Here is an 18,367-nt window from a genome sequence, read left to right on the forward strand (position 1 = left end):
GATGACGTTTCACAGCCGATCCGCCCAAACCGTGCTCCGTCTGGAACGTGTCTCGAAGATCTATCCCACAGGCGAGGTGCTGCGGGATGTCACATGGGAGGTCAAGGCCGGAGACCGGGTCGGTCTGGTGGGCGTCAATGGGGCCGGTAAATCCACCCAGCTGCGGCTGATCGCCGGCCTTGAGGAACCCAGCTCGGGCCAGGTGGTGCGCCAGGGGAATCCCCGCATCGCCTACCTGCGTCAGGAATTCGACGTGGATCTGGACCGCAGCGTGCGGGAGGAGCTCTTCCAGGCCTTCGGCGAGGCGGCCGATGTGCTGGTCCGCCAGCACCGGGTGGAGCACGAGATGGCCAGTGATCAGGCGGCGAGTGATCCCCGCCACCTCGATGAGCTGATCCATGAGCTGGGCCGGCTGCACAGCCGCTTCGAAGCGCTGCACGGCTACGAGCTCGATGCGCGCATCGACAAACTGTTGCCCACCCTCGGCTTCACTCCCGAGGGGGCCGAAGAGCCGGTAGGGGCCTATTCCGGCGGCTGGCAGATGCGCATCGCCCTGGGCAAGATCCTGCTTCAGGATCCCGATCTGCTGCTGCTGGATGAGCCCACGAACCACCTGGATGTGGAGACGATCCAGTGGCTGGAGGGGTATCTGCTCGAGCAGGAGGTGCCCATGGTGGTGGTCAGCCACGACCGCGCCTTCCTCGACCGGGTCTGCAACCTGATCGTTGAAACGGAGCGCGGTGTCTCACGCACCTACCTGGGCAATTACAGCCAGCACCTGGAGCAGAAGGCCCTGGAACGGGAAGCCAGCCAGGCCGCCTTCGAGCGCCAGCAGAAGGAACTGGCCAGCCAGCAGGCCTACATCGATCGCTTCCGTGCCAGCGCCACCCGCAGCACGCAGGCCAAGAGCCGCGAGAAGCTGCTGGAGAAGGTGGAGCGGATCGAGGCCCCTCTCGAGGGCGTCTCCGGCCCGCGCTTCCAGTTCCCGCCGGCTCCCCGATCAGGCCGCCAGGTCGCTGTGATCGACGACCTCACCCACAGCTACGGCGACAAGATCCTCTTTCTGGGAGCCAGTCTCGAGGTGGAACGTGGGGATCGCATCGCCTTCGTCGGTCCGAACGGGGCGGGTAAATCCACCCTGCTGCGCCTGGTGATGGGGCTGGAACCCCCCGACGGGGGGCAGGCCGGTCTGGGGGAGCACAACGTGGTGGCGGGCTACTTCGAGCAGAACCAGGCCGAAGCCCTTGATCTCGGGCGCAGCGTCATCGACACCCTGTTCGAGGCCGTGCCCGACTGGACCCAGACCCAGGTTCGCTCGCTGCTGGGCAATTTCGGCTTCAGCAACGACGACGTGTTCAAGGCGGTGGGCCAGCTCAGCGGCGGCGAGAAGGCCCGACTGGCCCTGGCGTTGATGCTGCTGAGCCCCTGCAACCTGCTGGTGCTGGACGAACCCACCAACCACCTCGACATTCCCGCCAAGCAGATGCTGGAGTCGGCCCTGCAGGGCTACGAAGGAGCCGCGCTGATCGTCTCCCACGACCGCTACTTCATCTCCCAGGTGGCCAACCGCATCGTCGAATTGCGCGAGGGCGAACTGGTGCTCTACCGGGGCGACTACGCCTACTACCTGGAGAAAAAAGCCGAGGAGGCCGAAGCCCTCAGCCTCGCCGAGCAGGAACGGGCGAAGCAGGCCCGCCAGGAGGCCAACCGGCTGAAGCAGAAGGCCAAGAGCGAGGCACGCCGCTCCCGGGGAGGAAGCTGAACGAGCACTGAACGGCCCTTCAGAGCCGCATCAACTTAATCTCTAAAGCAAGCACAAACAACTTCATCTTTCAGTAGGCAGAAAGACTCAACTGTCTGGACCCGCCGGAATGATCTCCATATCCTGACCTTATCCCCATATCCAGGTCCGGCGCATGACCCATTCCTTCGGCCATCCCCCGGCCAGCCCAGGCGGAGCGGGCTCCCCCCAAGCCGCCATGGGCATGGCCGTGATCACCACCGCCACCAGCCTCGGCCACGACGACGGCGGCGGCGATTCGGTGGAGAGCTACTTCGAGTGCATCACCACCTGCTCCCTCGACGACGGCGAGTGCATCACCCAGTGCGTGGAGCAGCTCCGGGAACACCACTGAGCCCCGGCACCATGGGCAGATCCTGACAGGAAATCGGTAACTCTGTACCGGTCGCTACGCGAGCACCCGAAACACTTCGTAGCATTGGCATGGCTTCACTGCCCCGTCGCGATGCCTCGTATGTCCGAACCGCTCGCCCTCAGTCTCGGCCAAAAGTTTGAGCTGGAGCGCATGAGCCGCATGATCGATTCCACTGGGGATCCCCAGTCGTTGCGCGGCCTGGCCAAGCAACTGCTTCAGGCCTGGCACACCCAGAAAGCCGCCACGGAATGGATCATGCGCCAGCAGCTGGGAACCCCCACCAAGTTCGGAGGCCTGCCGAAGTCAGCTCCTGGATTGTCGCGTGAGAACTCCTCCCAGCCGAGTGTCAACGGCTCGATGGATGTGCTCTGAATCCGGGATCGGCCCTGATCCTGTCTGTATGGGAGCTCCATGGTGACCATGGAGCTCCCCGTCTTTCAGGGACCCTCGTCTCGACGGCACTCACCTGGTCCGTCCCCTCACACTGTCCATGCCCGTGGGCACCACCTCAAGCTGAACCGGCGTGCCGCTCCGCATCACCTTGAGGGCCATCGGCCGCCCTACACCATTGGCCTCCACGGCCTCCACCATCTGAGACGGACCGGCCACCGGCTTGCCTGCCGCCGCCACGATCACGTCTCCACTGCGCAGACCAGCCCTTGAGGCCGGGCCTCCAGGCATCACCGAACGCACCAGCGCACCGCCACTGAGACTGCGCTTCAGCTCGGGGGGAAGGTTGTCCAGCCCCACGCCGATCATCGGATGACTGACCCGGCCCGTGGCCAGCAGCTGATTGGCGATCTCCCTGGCCCGGTTGATCGGAATGGCAAATCCCAGACCAGCGCCGGGACCCGAGCGCACCAGGGTGTTGATCCCCACCACCTCACCGTCGGCATTGAGCAGGGGGCCACCGGAATTGCCCGGATTGATCGCCGCGTCGGTCTGGATCAGATCCAGCCGCTTGTCGGTGATTCCAAGCTTGGCCACATTGCGGTTGAGGTTGCTGATGATGCCCATGGTCACGGTGTTATCGAGCCCATAGGGGTTTCCCACCGCGATGGCCCAGTCCCCCACCTGAAGAGCATCGGAATTGCCCAGGGGGGCCACCGGCCAGGGTCCAGGCTCCATCAGCCGCACCAGGGCCAGATCGGTGAGGTTGTCGAGGCCGATCACCTTGCCCTCGGTGCGACGGCCATCCTTGAGGCCCACGAAGACCCGGTCTGTTTTCTCGACCACATGGGCATTGGTGAGGATCAGCCCATCGGACTGGAAGATCACGCCGCTGCCCTGGCCTCGCTCCGTGCGCTGAGTCGGCTGCTGGGCCTGGGGAAAGAAGCGCCGGAAGAAGGGATCGAGCATCATCCCCGGCGGCAGTCCACCGCTGCCCGGGCGCACCACGGTGCGCTCGGTGTCGATCGTGACCACGGCCGGTCCGGAGCGGCGCACCGCATCGGCCACGAACGACTGGCGGGTGAGGGAGGCGGCCGCCGCAGGCCTTGCCGGGGCAGGCAGGGGGACCAGGGGCAGCAGGGGAGATCCCAGCAGCAGGGCCAGGGGCAGAACAGGGCGCAGGGACCGGCGCCAGCGGGAATTCATGGTCGTCACGGCAGGGATGCACACAGGATTTTTGGACCGTAACGGCAGTGGCGGCCTGCAGGTAAGGCCGGTCACCCGCCAAGGTGTGACGAAGTGCAGCGGCACCAGCCACACGAACGGCCGGGGGACCACCTAGGCTTAACAAAGATTTGTAAACGATCCATGGATACGAGCTCCCTGCTGCTGGTCTTCCTTGCCTTCGGGGCCGCTTGCAGCAGTCTCTGGGCCTGGAAGCTCGCCCAGGGAGCCTCATCCAGGCAATGATGGAAGCGTGAGCGGGATTTCCCCCAGCACCGCAGAGACGCCGATGGCACCGTTGTTGTCTCAGATCTTTCCGATCCTCTACGGCTCCTGCATGCTGCTTCTCCTCTGGCAGGCCTTCAAGGTGATGGGGCGGGGGTTCTCGGCCGTCCCACGCCCAGGCGACGCCGGGGTCCCAAGTTCCATGGCTTCCACTCAGGCTGACCCTGCCCAGCCGGCTGTAGACCGCACGGGCAGGCTCACCATCCATCCCGAGCTGCTGGATGCTGATGGACAGATCACCTCTGAGGATCTGCTCACCGTCCGCTTCGGTGGCGACAACGATCCCCCCAGGCTGCCGGCCCAGTCCGACTGATCCGGCTCCTTCATATCTTGGGGTTCACCATCCGGCTGGTACAACCGGATGGTGAACCCGAGTTCTGGCGGAGGCCGAGAATTGGATCAGAAAACACGCATCGTGGCTGCTGTGCTGCGCGGGCTGAAGCTGCCCCCCCGCTTCCGTCTTCACCTGATCAAGGATGACCCCATCCGCCTGGAGCTGAGCCTCACGCCCGCCTACGGCAAGGATCCGATTCTGGTGGGGCTGGTGGAATCCCAGGACCTGGTGGCTCGCCGCGATCGTGAAGGTCGCATCCCTCGCGATCTGCAGGGCACCTGGGACTGGACCGTGCGACACGGCAAGGTGAGTACCGGTGGCTGGAACCCCTACCTCAAAGAGGCCCTCCAGACGATGTTCGAGACGGGTCTTCCGGCGATCGTCTACGAAGAAACCACCGGAGAGTCGTACCACCCGGTGGACGGCGCCCGTCACGTGCGCTGATCAGCGGCGCCTGGCTCTGTGGTCATTCCAACGTGTGGCTACGAAACGTGGCCATCAACACCACCCACCCCACCGGGCGGCGTTAAAACACTGGTATCCACTTCTTCCGATTTTCTTCATGTCCTCTCTGGGCCTGTCCGTCGGGCCGCTTGTGCGCTTGCTGGCATCCCTGGGATTGCTCAGCACTGCCCTGCTGGCCCTTGTCCTGCGGCTCCTCGGTTGAGCCGCGTGGCACCACTTCAGATGCCTTCCCCTGCGGGGTCCATCAGCCCCCGCTGAACACCATGGGCTTCCCCTTCAGCCGCCACGGGGAAGCGCTGCCGATCGACCCGCTTCTGCCGGAGATCGTGCGCCAACTCCCACCAGGCGGCACCCTTCTTCTCCAGGCCCCGCCAGGGGCCGGCAAGACCACCCGCGTCCCCCTGGCCCTGCTGCAGCACCTGGCCTCCGGCGAGCAGCCTCAAGGCACCATTCTGATGCTCGAGCCGCGTCGGCTGGCGGCCAAAGCCGCGGCAACCCGTCTGGCCGCAGCCCTCAACGAGCCGGTGGGCGCGAGGGTGGGCTATCGCGTGAGGCTGGAGCAGCGCTGCTCCAGGGCCACCCGCCTGGAGGTGCTCACCGATGGCCTGTTCCTGCGGCGCCTTCAGGACGATCCCGCCCTGGATGGCGTGGCGGCGGTGATCTTCGATGAATTTCACGAGCGACGCAGCGACGCTGATCTCGCCCTGGCCCTGCTGCGGGAAGCCCGCCCCCTGCTGAATCCTCAGCTGCGGCTCCTGGTGATGTCGGCCACACTCATCCTGCAACCCCTCAGCCAGCACCTGCCGGAAGCGGTGGTGATCAGCAGCGAGGGGCGCAGCCATCCGGTGGAGCTGCACCACCAACCGCCAAGGGAGAGGGAGTCCCTCGGGGCCCAGGTGGTGCGCGCCCTGGAGGACCACTGGCTGAGGGAGGCAGAGGATGATGCCGGGACGGCACTTGTGTTCCTGCCTGGGCAACGGGAGATTCAGCAGGCGCAGCGGGCGATCGAAGCCACCCGCTGGGGACAGCGGGCGGAACTCCAGACCCTGCACGGTGGGCTGTCTCTTGACGCCCAGAGCCGCGTCATCGACGCCAGCCGCCGGGTGGGCGGCAAGGTGGTGCTCTCCACCGCCATCGCCGAAAGCTCCCTCACCATCGAGGGCGTTCGCCTGGTGGTCGACAGCGGTCTGAGCCGGCGCAGCCGCTTCGATCCCCGCACCGGCATGGACGGGCTGGTCACCGTGCCCGCCAGCATGGCCAGCGCCGAGCAGCGGCGGGGACGGGCCGGGCGCCTGGGGCCCGGGCGCTGCGTCCGGCTCTGGTCGGCGGCCGAGCAGCAGCGGCGGCCGGCCTACGACCCGCCCGAGCTGCTGGAAGCGGATCCACTGCCCCTGGTGCTGCAACTCGCCCGCTGGGGGGCCGGGCTGGGGGAATCACTCCCCTGGCTGGACCCGCCGCCGCAGGCCGCCCTGCGCCAGGGACTGGAGCTGCTCGCTCAGCTGGGCGCCGTCGACCAGCAGGGTGTTCTCACCGCCCATGGCCGGGCCATGGGCCAGCTGGGACTGCATCCCCGCCTGGCTCACATGCTGCTGGAGGGCCAGCGCCTGGGCAGGGCCCGGCTGGCTTGCGAGCTGGCGACTCTGCTCAGCGAACGCGATCCCCTGGCGGGCCAGGGGGCGGGCAGCGACCTGATGACCCGCCTCGACTGGCTGCGCCAGGACGGGCGAGACCCCCGGCGTGGGCCGCTCAGGCAACTCTGCCGGCAGCTCCTGCAGCAGGTGCAGGCGACTTCCCTGCCAGCCGGCCGTTCCTCTCTGGCGGAGGCTGAGGCGGCGGCATGGCTTCTGAGCTGTGCCTATCCTGAGCGGATCGTGCTGGCACGCCCGGAGGGACAGGGGCGCTTTCTCATGCGCAGTGGCCGTGGCGCCCAGCTCCCGGCCCATGATCCCCTGGCTGGCCACATCTGCCTGGCGGTGGCCACGGTGGATGGCAGCGTCAGCGATGTGCGCATCCTCCAGGCCCTGCCGCTGCAGCGCCAGAGCCTCGAGAGGCTTCAGGCCGAGCAGGGCTGCCAGTTGCCGCTGGTGAGCTGGGAGCCGGCTGAGCGACGGGTGCGGGCCGTGATCGAGCGACGGATCGGGGCTCTGGTGCTGGAGCGACGCCCCTGGGACGATCCACCAGACGCGGCAGTGCTGACGGCGCTGCTGGAAGGCATCCGTTCGCTCGGACTGGGGGTTCTGCCCTGGACCCGCGACAGCCGAGACCTCCAGCACCGGCTCACCCTCGCCCACACTCGCCGGGGAGGACCCTGGCCCGACCGCAACGAGAGGGCGCTGGAACGAGAACTGGAGGAGTGGCTCGGGGATCAGCTGATGGGCCTTCGCACCCTGGACGATCTGCGCCAGATCGACCTGAAGGAGGCGCTCTGGAGCGGTCTGGCCTGGGAGCGACGCCAGGAGCTGGAACGCCTGCTCCCCAGCCAGGTCATCCTTCCGACCGGGCGCAGGGCCAGGCTGGAGTACGGCAGTGGCGGACCTGTCCTCGCCGTGAAACTCCAGGAACTCTTTGGCCTGAGCGAAGGGCCCAGAGTTCTGGAGGGTGAGCTGCCTGTGAGCCTGCATCTGCTCTCCCCAGCCAGGCGCCCGGTGCAGATCACCCAGGATCTGGGAGGTTTCTGGCGGGGAAGCTACGCCCAGGTGCGCCGGGAGCTCAGAGGGCGCTACCCCAGACATCCCTGGCCCGAAGATCCCTCCCAGGCCGTCCCCACGGCCTCCACCAGTCGCGCCCAGAGCCGCAGCGGTCAGGATTCGGCCGGAGCTGGAGCTCCCTGAGTCAGCCGAAGCTGGCCCCCTGGCCAACGAAGGGCGCGGCCGGTGCACCTCTCGGGCAGTGGCTGCTCCCCTGGCAGTCTCAGCTGGTCATGGGAGCGGCCCCGAGGAGACGGAGTCGCGGCTCCGCGAGTCAGATCGGCAGGCCGGAAATCCGAACAACGGATCGACCGCAGCCCAACGTCAAGTCAGCTCCAAGATTCGTTACACTTAGCAGGCCCACTGGACCCAACCATGTCTGACGCCACCCAACCTCGCTTCGGTTTCGTCAACTTCGCTGAAACCTGGAACGGCCGCCTGGCCATGCTCGGTTTCGTGATCGGCCTGGCCACCGAACTCCTCACCGGTCAGGGCATTCTCTCCCAGATCGGCCTGGGTTGAGAGATCGAGATCCTTCCACGCTCGTCATCGGGCCTGGTCGTGACAACCCCATCGTCTCCGTCAGGTGGAGGCGGTGGGGTTTTCAATTGCTCCGTCATCTCCGCTCTGGCCGGAGTGGCGGGCTGAGAGCCCACACCCTCCTCGCCTGAGCCGTCAGCCAGAATCATCGACTCCCTCGGCGGTTCGTGCCTTTGGCTCCGTTCTTCGTCAAGAATCGACGTGATGGCTCACGCCTGTTGAGCACGGTCCTGGTGATCGCCACAGCTGGGCTGATTCGTTTCGATCACCCGCTCGGCCGCCTGCTCTTCCTGACGGCCTCGGCGATCAGCCTCTACTGGGGGTACTGCTACGGGCGGCTCGAGCATTGACAGGCCTCACGACCAGCGGAGCCCCGGAGCGGGCGGCAGAAACCGGCGGTCAGCCTCTGCCCCGTTACAGCGTCAGTGACCTGAACCGCTCGATCGGGACCCTGCTGGATCGCGGTTTCGCTCCCCGATTCCTGCTGGAGGCCACGGTTTCGCGTCCGCAGCTGAAAAAAGGTCATCTCTGGATGACGCTGCTGGATGAGACGGCTTCGATCACGGCGGTGGTCTGGGCGTCTCAACTGCCTCGCCTGAGCTTCACCCCAGCCGATGGCGATGGGGTGATCGTCGTCGGCAAGCTCAACTTCTGGGGTGCGCGGGCCAGTCTCTGCGTCCAGGCTCTCGACATCCGCCCCAGCCTGAGCAGCGTCCTGCGCCAGTTCGAGCGGGTCAGGAAGCGCCTTGAGGGCAGCGGCCTGTTCGATCCCGCCCGCAAACAGCCCCTGCCTGAATGCCCTGCGGTGATCGCGCTGCTCACCAGCAGCCCCAGTTCCGCCCTGGCCGACATGCTGCGCACCGCCGCCGAACGCTGGCCTGCCACCAGGATTCTTGTTGTGCCGATCCCCGTACAGGGAGCCGTGCAGGCCAGCATCTGCACGGCCCTGGAGCTGGTGGGCCAGGCCTCCGGTCGCCTGGGCATCGAAGCCGTGGTGCTGGCTCGAGGGGGCGGCAGCCGCGAAGATCTCGCCGTCTTTGACACTGAGGAGGTAGCCCTCGGCCTGGCGGCCCTGAACCTGCCGGTGGTCACCGGTCTCGGCCACGAAGACGACACCACAATCGCCGACCTGGTGGCTGATTACAGGGCCGCTACGCCGACAGCGGCGATCGTGGCTCTGCTGCCCGACCAGCGAACCCTGCGCCAGGAACTGCGGCAGCGGCAGCAGCAACTGCGGCAGACCCTGCGCTGGAGAGTGGATCGGGAGCGGCAACGGCTGCTCGCCCAGCGGCAGCGGCTGCAGCAGCTCCAGCCCCAGGCGCTGTTGCAGCGGCACCAGGCACACCTGCAGCAACGGCGCCAGCTGATGGAGGCCCTCTCGCCCAGCCAACTGCTCAAGCGAGGGTTCTGTCTGGTGCGCAGCGAAGCCGGCCAGCTTCTGCGCTCGATCGAGCAGGTGGAGGAGGGCGAGGGCCTGCGGATTCAGTGGTTGGATGGGACCGCCGACGCCCGAGTCACCGGACGTCGTCACGAGCACCCGCAGCCATGAGCACCCGCAAGCGCCAGCCCCCCCCCTCGCAAACGCCGGCAGAAGACAGCTGGCTTGAGGAGACCCAGCAGCTGACGTTCGCCCAGAGCCGGACGGCCCTTGAGCTCACCCTGGCGGCACTGCAGTCGGAAGACCTGGAGGTGGAAACCATGGCGGGGCTGTACAAACGTGCAGTGGCCTACGCCGATCGCTGCGAGGAGGTGCTGCAGCAGGTGCAGCAGCAAGTGGAAGAGCTAGACCTGAATGCTCTTGAGCCCGAAGCATGACACCAGCGAGCAACAAGGCCGTCTCAGGGAGCAGCGATGGGACCACCGTCGCCGTCGTGGTGAACACGGCGTCTCCGCCATCGCCATGGCTGCAATGGGTGTACCTGGCTCTGGCCGTGTCAGGCGCCATCTTCCCCTGGCTGGCCAACGCTGAATTCATCCGCGACTACGGCCAGGCCTTCGACCTGTCACAGTTCATCGAGTTAGCCAACGCCAACCCAGCGGCGCGTTCACTGTCGCGTGATCTGCTGATTGGAGCGACTGCCGTCACCATCTGGATCATCAGCGAAGCACGCCGACTGAAGATGCGGGGACTCTGGATCGTTCTGCTTGGCAGTGTGACGCTTGCCTTCGCTTTTGCGGCCCCATTCTTTCTCTTCATGAGAGAACGACGCCTCTTGGAGATCAGCCGTCAAAGTCTGAAAGAACCTTGACCCGGCGACAATTATATTTCTGTATCAAACAAGTCCTGCGTCCGCCACACAACAGGAACATTTCAGCAACTCCGCCAACGGAATCGTGACAGCCTATGGCCTTCGTGATCAGCGATCAACGCGAGTCCACATCCTTCGACTCCACATCAATCGTGACATCGCTGACATCGAGATTACCTTCATCGGGAGATCCTTCAGAGGGCCGTCCGCCGCCTGTCCAGAGCCAGCCGGCGAGGCCCCTGGGCAACTCCTGGTCGGCAGGAGCAGACTGGGCATAGGGCTCTGGAGCACCACTTTCAGTTCTGCTGGTGGGAAGCGGAGCACCACAGGCGGGGCAGGTTCCTGAGGCCATGCTGGTGAGACCGCAGACCGTACAGGTCCGAACCCGCCTCTTCAGGACCTGAAAGGCAACCGCTCCGGCACCGGCCAGAAGCAATGGCAGCAGCAGCACGGCCAGAGTGAGTCCACCCAGCAGGTCCAGCAGAAGGCGGCCCAGCGGGGTGGGGGCGGCCAGCAACAGTCCGACCAGAAGGATCCAGAACCAGGGCAACTGGCGATTCATCAGCGCTGAAACCGTGAATCACGCTCCAACCAGCGCTCAAGCGCCGCGAGTGCCTCGACACCGGCCCAGGCACAGACCAACGCGCCGACCAGAAAAGCCGCGACAAAACCGGCCACCATCAGCACTGGAACCAGGGTCAGGGTGAAGAACGTCCCCACGACACAGGCACCGATCCCAGCGCACAGCAACAGCACGGCCGTGGGGAGTGGACGCAGGGTCAGAGTTGATTTGGCCAACACGACATCTTCAGCTCTGATCATCGTCGCTCACTCCTGCGGGATCTTGCATCAGGGACCGGTGCGGATCTCCGAAGAGCCATCAGCGGGTCACCCCCTGGGATCCCCCCTGTCAGGGGGAGAGACCTGAGTAAAGACATCATGAGTGAGACCATCTCCGAGGTCAAAGCACTCAGAGGTCATTGAGCCTGAGGTGGCCAACACCACGCTGTAGGCCACACCGAAATAGTAGATCAGACCCAGTAGCCAGACCCACAGAGTCAGCACCAGGACCCCACCGATCAAGCCATAGGCCTGGAATCGTGTACCCAGAGACACGATGCTTCGACCGACGGCCAGGTTCAACAGTGTGTATGCAGATCCAACGAGAACTGAACCGGGCAACAGCAGATGCCAACTGATTCTCCGAGAGGGCAACAATCGCAATAAGCCAAGAGACACCAACGAAGCAACCAACAAAGACACCAACAGATCAACCAGGGCTGAAACAGGAAACAGGTAGTGATACAGCCAGGCAAGAGGAGCTGCCGTCAGACCTCGCCAGGTCTCAAACCCCATGAAGCGTAGGTTGACGGTCAGTTGATCCATCACGAACAAGGTTCCCACAGCCAACAGGAACATCGTGGCCTTCAGACGCAACATCAGGAAACGCCTGACCACAAGCACCACGTTCTGCAAAACGGGCAGCGGTGCCTCAGCTATCCGAGTCCGGAATTGACGCTTGAAGCGCAAGGACCAGAGATGATCAGTGCCTCGCTGCAGGCTGAGATAGGCATTACTTGCGGTGATCAACAACACCGCCACACCAAGAAAGCCGGCTCCACCCCTTTGCCGATACAGTTGAAGTAAAGTCGATTGCACGACCCGTTGAGCCGATTCCGGCAACAGCTGTGAGGTCCAATCAAGGATCTGACTGGTCAGGCCATCATCCCGCCCCAGGATCCAACTGGCCAGAGCAAGAATGATCAGGAGAATCGGAAAAAAAGATTGAAGTGTGTGATACGCAAAAGCTGCACTCAGATCAACGCAATCAAAATGATTCCAGAGTCGGCAAGACCACCACAACCGGCGCACAAACCTCTTCAGGCGCTTCCCGGCACGATCAATCCGTTGTTGATCGGCCTCCGAAGCATCCACGTCGTGCCAAGCAGGTAGAAATCAAGATCAGCCTAAACGCTCCCTGCCAGGACGGCATGTGACCCTTGGCTGAGCTCCATTGCAGGCTGCCGGAGATCACTGCAGCGACCACTCACAGAAAGGACAAGGCCCCGGCCATAAAAAAAGCCACCCGCAGGTGGCTTCTCTCATCTCCTCTCAGCTGCGCTGGAGTGATCATTGAGCGTTCAGATTGTTTTATCCTGGCATTGAGCTATTTTTGCAGGAAGCTACCCTCCAACTATCGTCGCCGCTACTGCGTTTCACAACCGAGTTCGAGATGGATCGGAGTGGGGCCACAGTGCCATGAACACCAGGAAAGAATCTGTTCGCTCTCAGGTGATCCCTGAGAACTACATAGGTAACTGATTTGGCTTTCGCCTCCTCTGTCTGCAAACTCCGCAGCTCATGCTCGTCTTGAGCAAGGCCAAGTGTTGGTCAAGCCCTCGGTCTATTAGTACTCCTCCGCTTCACACATTGCTGCGCTTCCACGTAGAGCCTATCAACGGGTGTTCTTCCCGTGACCTTACTGGCTTAAGCCATGAGAACACTCATCTTGAGGTGGGCTTCCCACTTAGATGCTTTCAGCGGTTATCCTCTCCGCACATGGCTACCCAGCGTTTACCGTTGGCACGATAACTGGTACACCAGAGGTGCGTTCCTCCCGGTCCTCTCGTACTAGGGAGAACTCCTCTCAATGTTCTTACGCATGCACCGGATATGGACCGAACTGTCTCACGACGTTCTGAACCCAGCTCGCGTACCGCTTTAATGGGCGAACAGCCCAACCCTTGGGACCGACTTCAGCCCCAGGTTGCGATGAGCCGACATCGAGGTGCCAAACCTCCCCGTCGATGTGAACTCTTGGGGGAGATCAGCCTGTTATCCCTAGAGTAACTTTTATCCGTTGAGCGACGGCCCTTCCACTCAGAACCGTCGGATCACTAAAGCCGACTTTCGTCCCTGTTCGACTTGTTGGTCTCACAGTCAAGCTTGCTTCTGCTTTTACACTCGTCGGCTGATTTCCAACCAGCCTGAGCAAACCTTTGCGCGCCTCCGTTACCTTTTAGGAGGCGACCGCCCCAGTCAAACTGCCCACCTGATACTGTCCCCTCCCCGGATAACGGGTGAAGGTTAGAACCCTAGCTCTGAAAGAGTGGTATCTCACCGTTGGCTCACCATTACCCACAAGCAATGGATCAAAGCCTCCCACCTATCCTGCGCATTCAGAGCCCGGGCACAATACCAAGCTACAGTAAAGCTTCATAGGGTCTTTCTGTCCGGGTGCACGTAGTCCGCATCTTCACAGACAATTCTATTTCGCCGAGCCTCTCTCCGAGACAGCGCCCAGATCGTTACGCCTTTCGTGCGGGTCGGAACTTACCCGACAAGGAATTTCGCTACCTTAGGACCGTTATAGTTACGGCCGCCGTTCACCGGGGCTTCAGTCGCCAGCTTCGCTTGCGCTGACCAGCTTCCTTAACCTTCCGGCACTGGGCAGGCGTCAGCCCCCATACATCGTCTTGCGACTTAGCGGAGACCTGTGTTTTTGGTAAACAGTCGCCTGGGCCTCTTCACTGCGACCACCTTGCGGTGGCACCCCTTCTCCCGAAGTTACGGGGCCATTTTGCCGAGTTCCTTAGAGAGAGTTATCTCGCGCCCCTCGGTATTCTCTACCACCCCACCTGTGTCGGTTTCGGGTACAGGCCGTCATGCCTTAACGGGTATAGGGCTTTTCTTGGAAGCTTGACATCACCCACTTCGCTGCCGTAGCAGCTCGTACTCACGCCTCAGCTCAGGGTGTTTTCACCACCCCTCAACACCTCGAACGCTTGAACCAGTAACCAACATCTGGCTGGGCTAGCCTTCTCCGTCCCCCTTCCCAAAACATGACAGGTACAGGAATGTTGACCTGTTGTCCATCGACTACGCCTTTCGGCCTCGCCTTAGGTCCTGACTAACCCTCCGCGGACGAGCCTGCCGGAGGAACCCTTAGGGTTTCGGGGCATGGGATTCTCACCCATGTTTTCGCTACTCAAGCCGACATTCTCACTTCCATGCAGTCCACGCCCGCTTACGCTAACGCTTCACCCCACATGGAACGCTCCCCTACCATTTAACAAGTTAAATCCGCAGCTTCGGTACAATGCTTAGCCCCGTTCATTTTCGGCGCAGGATCGCTCGACCAGTGAGCTATTACGCACTCCTTTGAGGATGGCTGCTTCTAGGCAAACCTCCTGGTTGTCTGGGCAATCCCACCTCCTTTATCACTCAGCATTGATTTGGGGACCTTAGCTGGCGGTCTGGGCTGTTTCCCTTTCGACCATGGAGCTTATCCCCCACAGTCTGACTGCCTAGTTTCACACAGGGTATTCAGAGTTCGTATCGATTTGGTACCGCTCTCGCAGCCCGCACCGAAACGGTGGCTTTACCCCCCTGCTATAGCACTAGACGCTACGCCTCAACGTATTTCGGGGAGAACCAGCTAGCTCCGGGTTCGATTGGCATTTCACCCCTAACCACAGCTCATCCGCTGATTTTTCAACATCAGTCGGTTCGGACCTCCACTTGGTATCACCCAAGCTTCATCCTGGCCATGGTTAGATCACCCGGGTTCGGGTCTATAAACACTGACGATCGCCCTATTCAGACTCGCTTTCGCTATGGCTCCACCATTCCCGGTTTAACCTGCCAGTGCCTATAAGTCGCCGGCTCATTCTTCAACAGGCACACGGTCACCCGATCAGTCGGGCTTCCATTGCTTGTAAGCTCACGGTTTCATGTTCTATTTCACTCCCCTCCCGGGGTTCTTTTCACCTTTCCCTCGCGGTACTGTTGCGCTATCGGTCACACAGGAGTACTTAGCCTTACGAGGTGGTCCTCGCAGATTCATACGGAATTTCACGTGCTCCGTACTACTCGGGATACAGCTAGGCCAGATTCGTTTTCGCGTACGGGGCTTTCACCCTCTATGGCGCGCCTTTCAAACGCTTCCACTAACGTCACTGGTCCACGTTGCTGTCCCACAACCCCGATGGTCGAAACCATCGGTTTAGGCTCTTCCCCGTTCGCTCGCCGCTACTTAGGGAGTCGTTTTTACTTTCCTTTCCTCCAGCTACTAAGATGTTTCAGTTCGCTGGGTTGGCTCGTGCCAGCCTATGGATTCAGCTGGCCGTTCTAGGGGTTGCCCCATTCGGAAATTCCCGGATCAAAGCGTGTTTCCAGCTCCCCGAGACTTATCGCAGGTAACTACGTCCTTCATCGCCTCTGTGTGCCAAGGTATCCACCGTGAGCCCTTTGTAGCTTGACCAATTTATCTCCACACCACCTTGCTGCGGTTGTACGCAGATTCTCTTGCATTCGTCCTCAACTTTGGAGCAGCTGGACTTCTCCAGTTCCTCTGGCGCTGTCTCTGAAAACAAGATCAAACCTGATTCTTTCGGCAAGAACCAGGAGCAATGTGGAGTCTCGGCTCCTACTCTAGAATCGCTCCACAAACAAGCTTCAATCCCAGCAGCCAAAGCCACTGGTTTCTACAGCTGTTCATGAAGCATCCATGAGATGCTTTATTTACAGACTTACCTATGCAGTTGTCAAGGTTCTACTGAACACCGCATCAATCAACCTCTCGGCTGATCCTGCTGGAGTCCAGCGTCTTTTCAATCACAGCCTTTACCAACTCCTGTATTCCTCAGGATCCTGGTTGAACTGTCATCTGAAAGGAAGCTAGAGTCCTTCGTCAGTACAATCATCTAAAATCACCACCACAAGCTCTCTCCCATTGCTTTCGCGATCCGGGCGGGTTGGTCAGTGGAGGTTAGCGGACTCGAACCGCTGACATCCTGCTTGCAAAGCAGGCGCTCTACCAACTGAGCTAAACCCCCAAACACGAATGGGCCATCCTGGACTTGAACCAGGGACCTCACCCTTATCAGGGGTGCGCTCTAACCACCTGAGCTAATGGCCCAGGGATTCCCTTGCGGGGTGACCTAGACAAAGTTTAGGAACTGAAAAGACATCCACGACAGCTCGTTGGTTCCCCCATCGCTGGAGCAACCTCTGGCTTCGTCTCTGTCGGTTGAGGTACCGATTAACCATCGAGATGACAGGATCATGGCCTAGCTATAATTAAGCCAGACATCACGATCAGTTATTGTCTCCCTGTTAGGAGGTGATCCAGCCGCACCTTCCGGTACGGCTACCTTGTTACGACTTCACCCCAGTCATCAGCCCCACCTTCGGCGTCCTCCTCCCTTGCGGGTTGGAGTAACGACTTCGGGCATGGCCAACTTCCATGGTGTGACGGGCGGTGTGTACAAGGCCCGGGAACGTATTCACCGCAGTATGCTGACCTGCGATTACTAGCGATTCCTCCTTCACGTAGGCGAGTTGCAGCCTACGATCTGAACTGAGCCACGGTTTATGGGATTTGCTAGCTCTCGCGAGTTTGCTGCCCTTTGTCCGTAGCATTGTAGTACGTGTGTAGCCCAGGATGTAAGGGGCATGATGACTTGACGTCATCCACACCTTCCTCCGGTTTATCACCGGCGGTCTCTCTAGAGTGCCCAACTGAATGCTGGCAACTAAAGACGTGGGTTGCGCTCGTTGCGGGACTTAACCCAACATCTCACGACACGAGCTGACGACAGCCATGCACCACCTGTCACTGCGTTCCCGAAGGCACTCCCAAGTTTCCAAGGGATTCGCAGGATGTCAAACCCTGGTAAGGTTCTTCGCGTTGCATCGAATTAAACCACATACTCCACCGCTTGTGCGGGCCCCCGTCAATTCCTTTGAGTTTCACACTTGCGTGCGTACTCCCCAGGCGGAACACTTAACGCGTTGGCTACGACACCGAGAGGGTTAATTCTCCCGACACCTAGTGTTCATCGTTTACGGCCAGGACTACAGGGGTATCTAATCCCTTTCGCTCCCCTGGCTTTCGTCCATGAGCGTCAGTTATGGCCCAGCAGAGCGCCTTCGCCACTGGTGTTCTTCCCGATATCTACGCATTTCACCGCTACACCGGGAATTCCCTCTGCCCCTACCACACTCTAGCCTTGTAGTTTCCATTGCTGAAATGGAGTTGAGCTCCACGCTTTAACAACAGACTTTCAAGGCCGCCTGCGGACGCTTTACGCCCAATAATTCCGGATAACGCTTGCCACTCCCGTATTACCGCGGCTGCTGGCACGGAATTAGCCGTGGCTTATTCCTCAAGTACCGTCATGTCTTCTTCCTTGAGAAAAGAGGTTTACAGCCCAGAGGCCTTCGTCCCTCACGCGGCGTTGCTCCGTCAGGCTTGCGCCCATTGCGGAAAATTCCCCACTGCTGCCTCCCGTAGGAGTCTGGGCCGTGTCTCAGTCCCAGTGTGGCTGATCATCCTCTCAGACCAGCTACTGATCGATGCCTTGGTGAGCCATTACCTCACCAACTAGCTAATCAGACGCGGGCTCATCCTCAGGCGAAATTCGTTTCACCTCTCGGCATATGGGGTATTAGCGGCCGTTTCCGGCCGTTATCCCCCTCCTGAGGGCAGATTCCCACGCGTTACTCACCCGTCCGCCACTAGCCCGAAGGCTCGTTCGACTTGCATGTGTTAAGCACGCCGCCAGCGTTCATCCTGAGCCAGGATCAAACTCTCCGTTGTAGTCATCATTCCTGTAAATTCCAATTAACCTCATTCTCGCTTTCGCTTGAATTTCGCTAATTTTCCTCGCAAATGATGCCGCCATTACCCAATTCCCTGACTCTCGTCAGTCATCAGTTAAGGCCTCCTTCTAGCCAGAAGGGTTCGAGAGTGCATCACACCACAGACCAACCTCAGCCACAGCTTCCCTCACAGACAACCTTTCGCGCTCTTTCCTCACCAGGGTCTCCCCTGACAATCGAGTCTCGATCACTCATCCATCGGGCCGCCGCAACGTCTTTCAGCTGCTCGTGCAACGACTTTCCAAATCACTCAGATCCGGTCGCACCGTCTTCTGCCTGAACATTCATTGACAGGCTCACCCGTGAAAGTGATCCTCTCAAAATTCAAGCAAAATCCTGATGCTTGTTTCTTTTGACGGGACCTCACACCTT

At 61.3% G+C, this 18,367-nt stretch carries 15 protein-coding genes, 2 tRNA genes and 3 rRNA genes; 11 read left to right on the top strand and 9 right to left on the bottom strand.

Annotated features, from left to right (window positions below; all coding sequences use genetic code 11):
• The first annotated feature begins 31 nt into the window (after nucleotides 1-31).
• The 3 genes from I1E95_RS05100 to I1E95_RS05110 all read left to right on the top strand — a co-directional run bounded on the left by I1E95_RS05100 (nucleotide 32) and on the right by I1E95_RS05110 (nucleotide 2,528).
• The gene (locus I1E95_RS05100) at nucleotides 32-1,762 is read left to right on the top strand and encodes an ATP-binding cassette domain-containing protein (RefSeq protein ID WP_197167124.1); all 1,731 of its coding nucleotides are present in this window, start codon (nucleotides 32-34) and stop codon (nucleotides 1,760-1,762) included.
• A gap of 154 nt (nucleotides 1,763-1,916) precedes the next feature.
• Nucleotides 1,917-2,135: a hypothetical protein gene (locus tag I1E95_RS05105; RefSeq protein ID WP_197167594.1), complete on the top strand. Its 219-nt coding sequence runs from the start codon at nucleotides 1,917-1,919 to the stop codon at nucleotides 2,133-2,135.
• Nucleotides 2,136-2,255: 120 nt separating this feature from the next.
• The gene (locus I1E95_RS05110; RefSeq protein ID WP_197166024.1) at nucleotides 2,256-2,528 is read left to right on the top strand and encodes a hypothetical protein; all 273 of its coding nucleotides are present in this window, start codon (nucleotides 2,256-2,258) and stop codon (nucleotides 2,526-2,528) included.
• Nucleotides 2,529-2,618: 90 nt separating this feature from the next.
• On the opposite strand, the gene I1E95_RS05115 is transcribed toward I1E95_RS05110, so the two are convergent.
• On the bottom strand, nucleotides 2,619-3,752 hold the full coding sequence (locus I1E95_RS05115) for a trypsin-like peptidase domain-containing protein (protein ID WP_197166026.1): 1,134 nt from the start codon (nucleotides 3,750-3,752) through the stop codon (nucleotides 2,619-2,621).
• 388 nt (nucleotides 3,753-4,140) lie between these two features.
• Here I1E95_RS05115 and I1E95_RS05120 point away from each other — a divergent pair, with 388 nt between their 5' ends.
• The 8 genes from I1E95_RS05120 (at nucleotide 4,141) to I1E95_RS05155 (ending at nucleotide 10,330) form a co-directional block, all read left to right on the top strand.
• On the top strand, nucleotides 4,141-4,368 hold the full coding sequence (locus I1E95_RS05120) for a DUF2973 domain-containing protein (RefSeq protein ID WP_370594586.1): 228 nt from the start codon (nucleotides 4,141-4,143) through the stop codon (nucleotides 4,366-4,368).
• 81 nt (nucleotides 4,369-4,449) lie between these two features.
• Nucleotides 4,450-4,833 (top strand): hypothetical protein, encoded by a 384-nt coding sequence (locus tag I1E95_RS05125; protein WP_197166028.1) that lies wholly within the window; start codon nucleotides 4,450-4,452, stop codon nucleotides 4,831-4,833.
• Between the two features lie 284 nt (nucleotides 4,834-5,117).
• Nucleotides 5,118-7,685, top strand: a complete 2,568-nt coding sequence (hrpB, locus tag I1E95_RS05130; RefSeq protein ID WP_197166030.1) for an ATP-dependent helicase HrpB — start codon at nucleotides 5,118-5,120, stop codon at nucleotides 7,683-7,685.
• A 231-nt stretch (nucleotides 7,686-7,916) separates the two neighbouring features.
• The gene (locus I1E95_RS05135; RefSeq protein ID WP_006172180.1) at nucleotides 7,917-8,063 is read left to right on the top strand and encodes a chlorophyll a/b-binding protein; all 147 of its coding nucleotides are present in this window, start codon (nucleotides 7,917-7,919) and stop codon (nucleotides 8,061-8,063) included.
• Between the two features lie 185 nt (nucleotides 8,064-8,248).
• Complete coding sequence (locus I1E95_RS05140; protein ID WP_197167595.1) at nucleotides 8,249-8,431, top strand: hypothetical protein; 183 nt, start codon at nucleotides 8,249-8,251, stop codon at nucleotides 8,429-8,431.
• Nucleotides 8,428-9,630: an exodeoxyribonuclease VII large subunit gene (gene xseA / locus I1E95_RS05145; RefSeq protein WP_197166032.1), complete on the top strand. Its 1,203-nt coding sequence runs from the start codon at nucleotides 8,428-8,430 to the stop codon at nucleotides 9,628-9,630. Before I1E95_RS05140 ends, xseA begins: the two co-directional genes overlap by 4 nt.
• On the top strand, nucleotides 9,627-9,896 hold the full coding sequence (xseB, locus tag I1E95_RS05150) for an exodeoxyribonuclease VII small subunit (RefSeq protein ID WP_197166033.1): 270 nt from the start codon (nucleotides 9,627-9,629) through the stop codon (nucleotides 9,894-9,896). The genes xseA and xseB overlap by 4 nt, the downstream gene beginning before the upstream one ends.
• Nucleotides 9,893-10,330 carry a DUF2834 domain-containing protein gene (locus I1E95_RS05155; RefSeq protein ID WP_197166034.1) on the top strand — a complete coding sequence of 146 codons (438 nt, stop codon included), beginning with the start codon at nucleotides 9,893-9,895 and terminating at the stop codon, nucleotides 10,328-10,330. The genes xseB and I1E95_RS05155 overlap by 4 nt, the downstream gene beginning before the upstream one ends.
• Nucleotides 10,331-10,445: 115 nt before the next feature.
• Here I1E95_RS05155 and I1E95_RS05160 read toward each other — a convergent pair whose 3' ends face one another.
• The 8 genes from I1E95_RS05160 to I1E95_RS05195 all read right to left on the bottom strand — a co-directional run bounded on the left by I1E95_RS05160 (nucleotide 10,446) and on the right by I1E95_RS05195 (nucleotide 17,933).
• On the bottom strand, nucleotides 10,446-10,892 hold the full coding sequence (locus I1E95_RS05160) for a hypothetical protein (protein ID WP_197166035.1): 447 nt from the start codon (nucleotides 10,890-10,892) through the stop codon (nucleotides 10,446-10,448).
• A complete protein-coding gene (locus tag I1E95_RS05165) occupies nucleotides 10,892-11,152 on the bottom strand; it encodes a glypican (RefSeq protein ID WP_197166036.1) in 261 nt (86 codons plus the stop codon). Before I1E95_RS05165 ends, I1E95_RS05160 begins: the two co-directional genes overlap by 1 nt.
• A gap of 66 nt (nucleotides 11,153-11,218) precedes the next feature.
• Nucleotides 11,219-12,265 carry a YihY/virulence factor BrkB family protein gene (locus tag I1E95_RS05170; protein WP_231594878.1) on the bottom strand — a complete coding sequence of 349 codons (1,047 nt, stop codon included), beginning with the start codon at nucleotides 12,263-12,265 and terminating at the stop codon, nucleotides 11,219-11,221.
• Between the two features lie 219 nt (nucleotides 12,266-12,484).
• Nucleotides 12,485-12,601, bottom strand: a 5S ribosomal RNA gene (gene rrf, locus I1E95_RS05175).
• Between the two features lie 116 nt (nucleotides 12,602-12,717).
• Nucleotides 12,718-15,593, bottom strand: a 23S ribosomal RNA gene (locus I1E95_RS05180).
• A 501-nt stretch (nucleotides 15,594-16,094) separates the two neighbouring features.
• Nucleotides 16,095-16,167: transfer RNA gene (locus tag I1E95_RS05185), tRNA-Ala, on the bottom strand.
• A 9-nt stretch (nucleotides 16,168-16,176) separates the two neighbouring features.
• Nucleotides 16,177-16,250 (bottom strand) — tRNA-Ile (locus I1E95_RS05190).
• 197 nt (nucleotides 16,251-16,447) lie between these two features.
• Nucleotides 16,448-17,933: ribosomal RNA gene (locus I1E95_RS05195) — 16S ribosomal RNA — on the bottom strand.
• Together the 16S, 23S and 5S rRNA genes with 2 tRNA genes alongside form the textbook arrangement of a ribosomal RNA operon.
• Nucleotides 17,934-18,367 lie beyond the last annotated feature (434 nt).

The organism is Synechococcus sp. CBW1107 (assembly GCF_015841355.1).
Lineage (GTDB): Bacteria > Cyanobacteriota > Cyanobacteriia > PCC-6307 > Cyanobiaceae > Regnicoccus_A.

Excerpts from the sequence above, each read along its gene's own strand:
- I1E95_RS05105 (WP_197167594.1), top strand. The coding sequence starts at position 1,917 with ATGACCCATTCCTTCGGCCATCCCCCGGCCAGCCCAGGCGGAGCGGGC.
- I1E95_RS05110 (WP_197166024.1), top strand. The coding sequence starts at position 2,256 with ATGTCCGAACCGCTCGCCCTCAGTCTCGGCCAAAAGTTTGAGCTGGAG.
- I1E95_RS05115 (WP_197166026.1), bottom strand. The coding sequence starts at position 3,752 with ATGAATTCCCGCTGGCGCCGGTCCCTGCGCCCTGTTCTGCCCCTGGCC.
- I1E95_RS05120 (WP_370594586.1), top strand. The coding sequence starts at position 4,141 with ATGGGGCGGGGGTTCTCGGCCGTCCCACGCCCAGGCGACGCCGGGGTC.
- hrpB (WP_197166030.1), top strand. The coding sequence starts at position 5,118 with ATGGGCTTCCCCTTCAGCCGCCACGGGGAAGCGCTGCCGATCGACCCG.
- I1E95_RS05135 (WP_006172180.1), top strand. The coding sequence starts at position 7,917 with ATGTCTGACGCCACCCAACCTCGCTTCGGTTTCGTCAACTTCGCTGAA.
- xseB (WP_197166033.1), top strand. The coding sequence starts at position 9,627 with ATGAGCACCCGCAAGCGCCAGCCCCCCCCCTCGCAAACGCCGGCAGAA.
- I1E95_RS05155 (WP_197166034.1), top strand. The coding sequence starts at position 9,893 with ATGACACCAGCGAGCAACAAGGCCGTCTCAGGGAGCAGCGATGGGACC.
- I1E95_RS05160 (WP_197166035.1), bottom strand. The coding sequence starts at position 10,892 with ATGAATCGCCAGTTGCCCTGGTTCTGGATCCTTCTGGTCGGACTGTTG.
- I1E95_RS05165 (WP_197166036.1), bottom strand. The coding sequence starts at position 11,152 with ATGATCAGAGCTGAAGATGTCGTGTTGGCCAAATCAACTCTGACCCTG.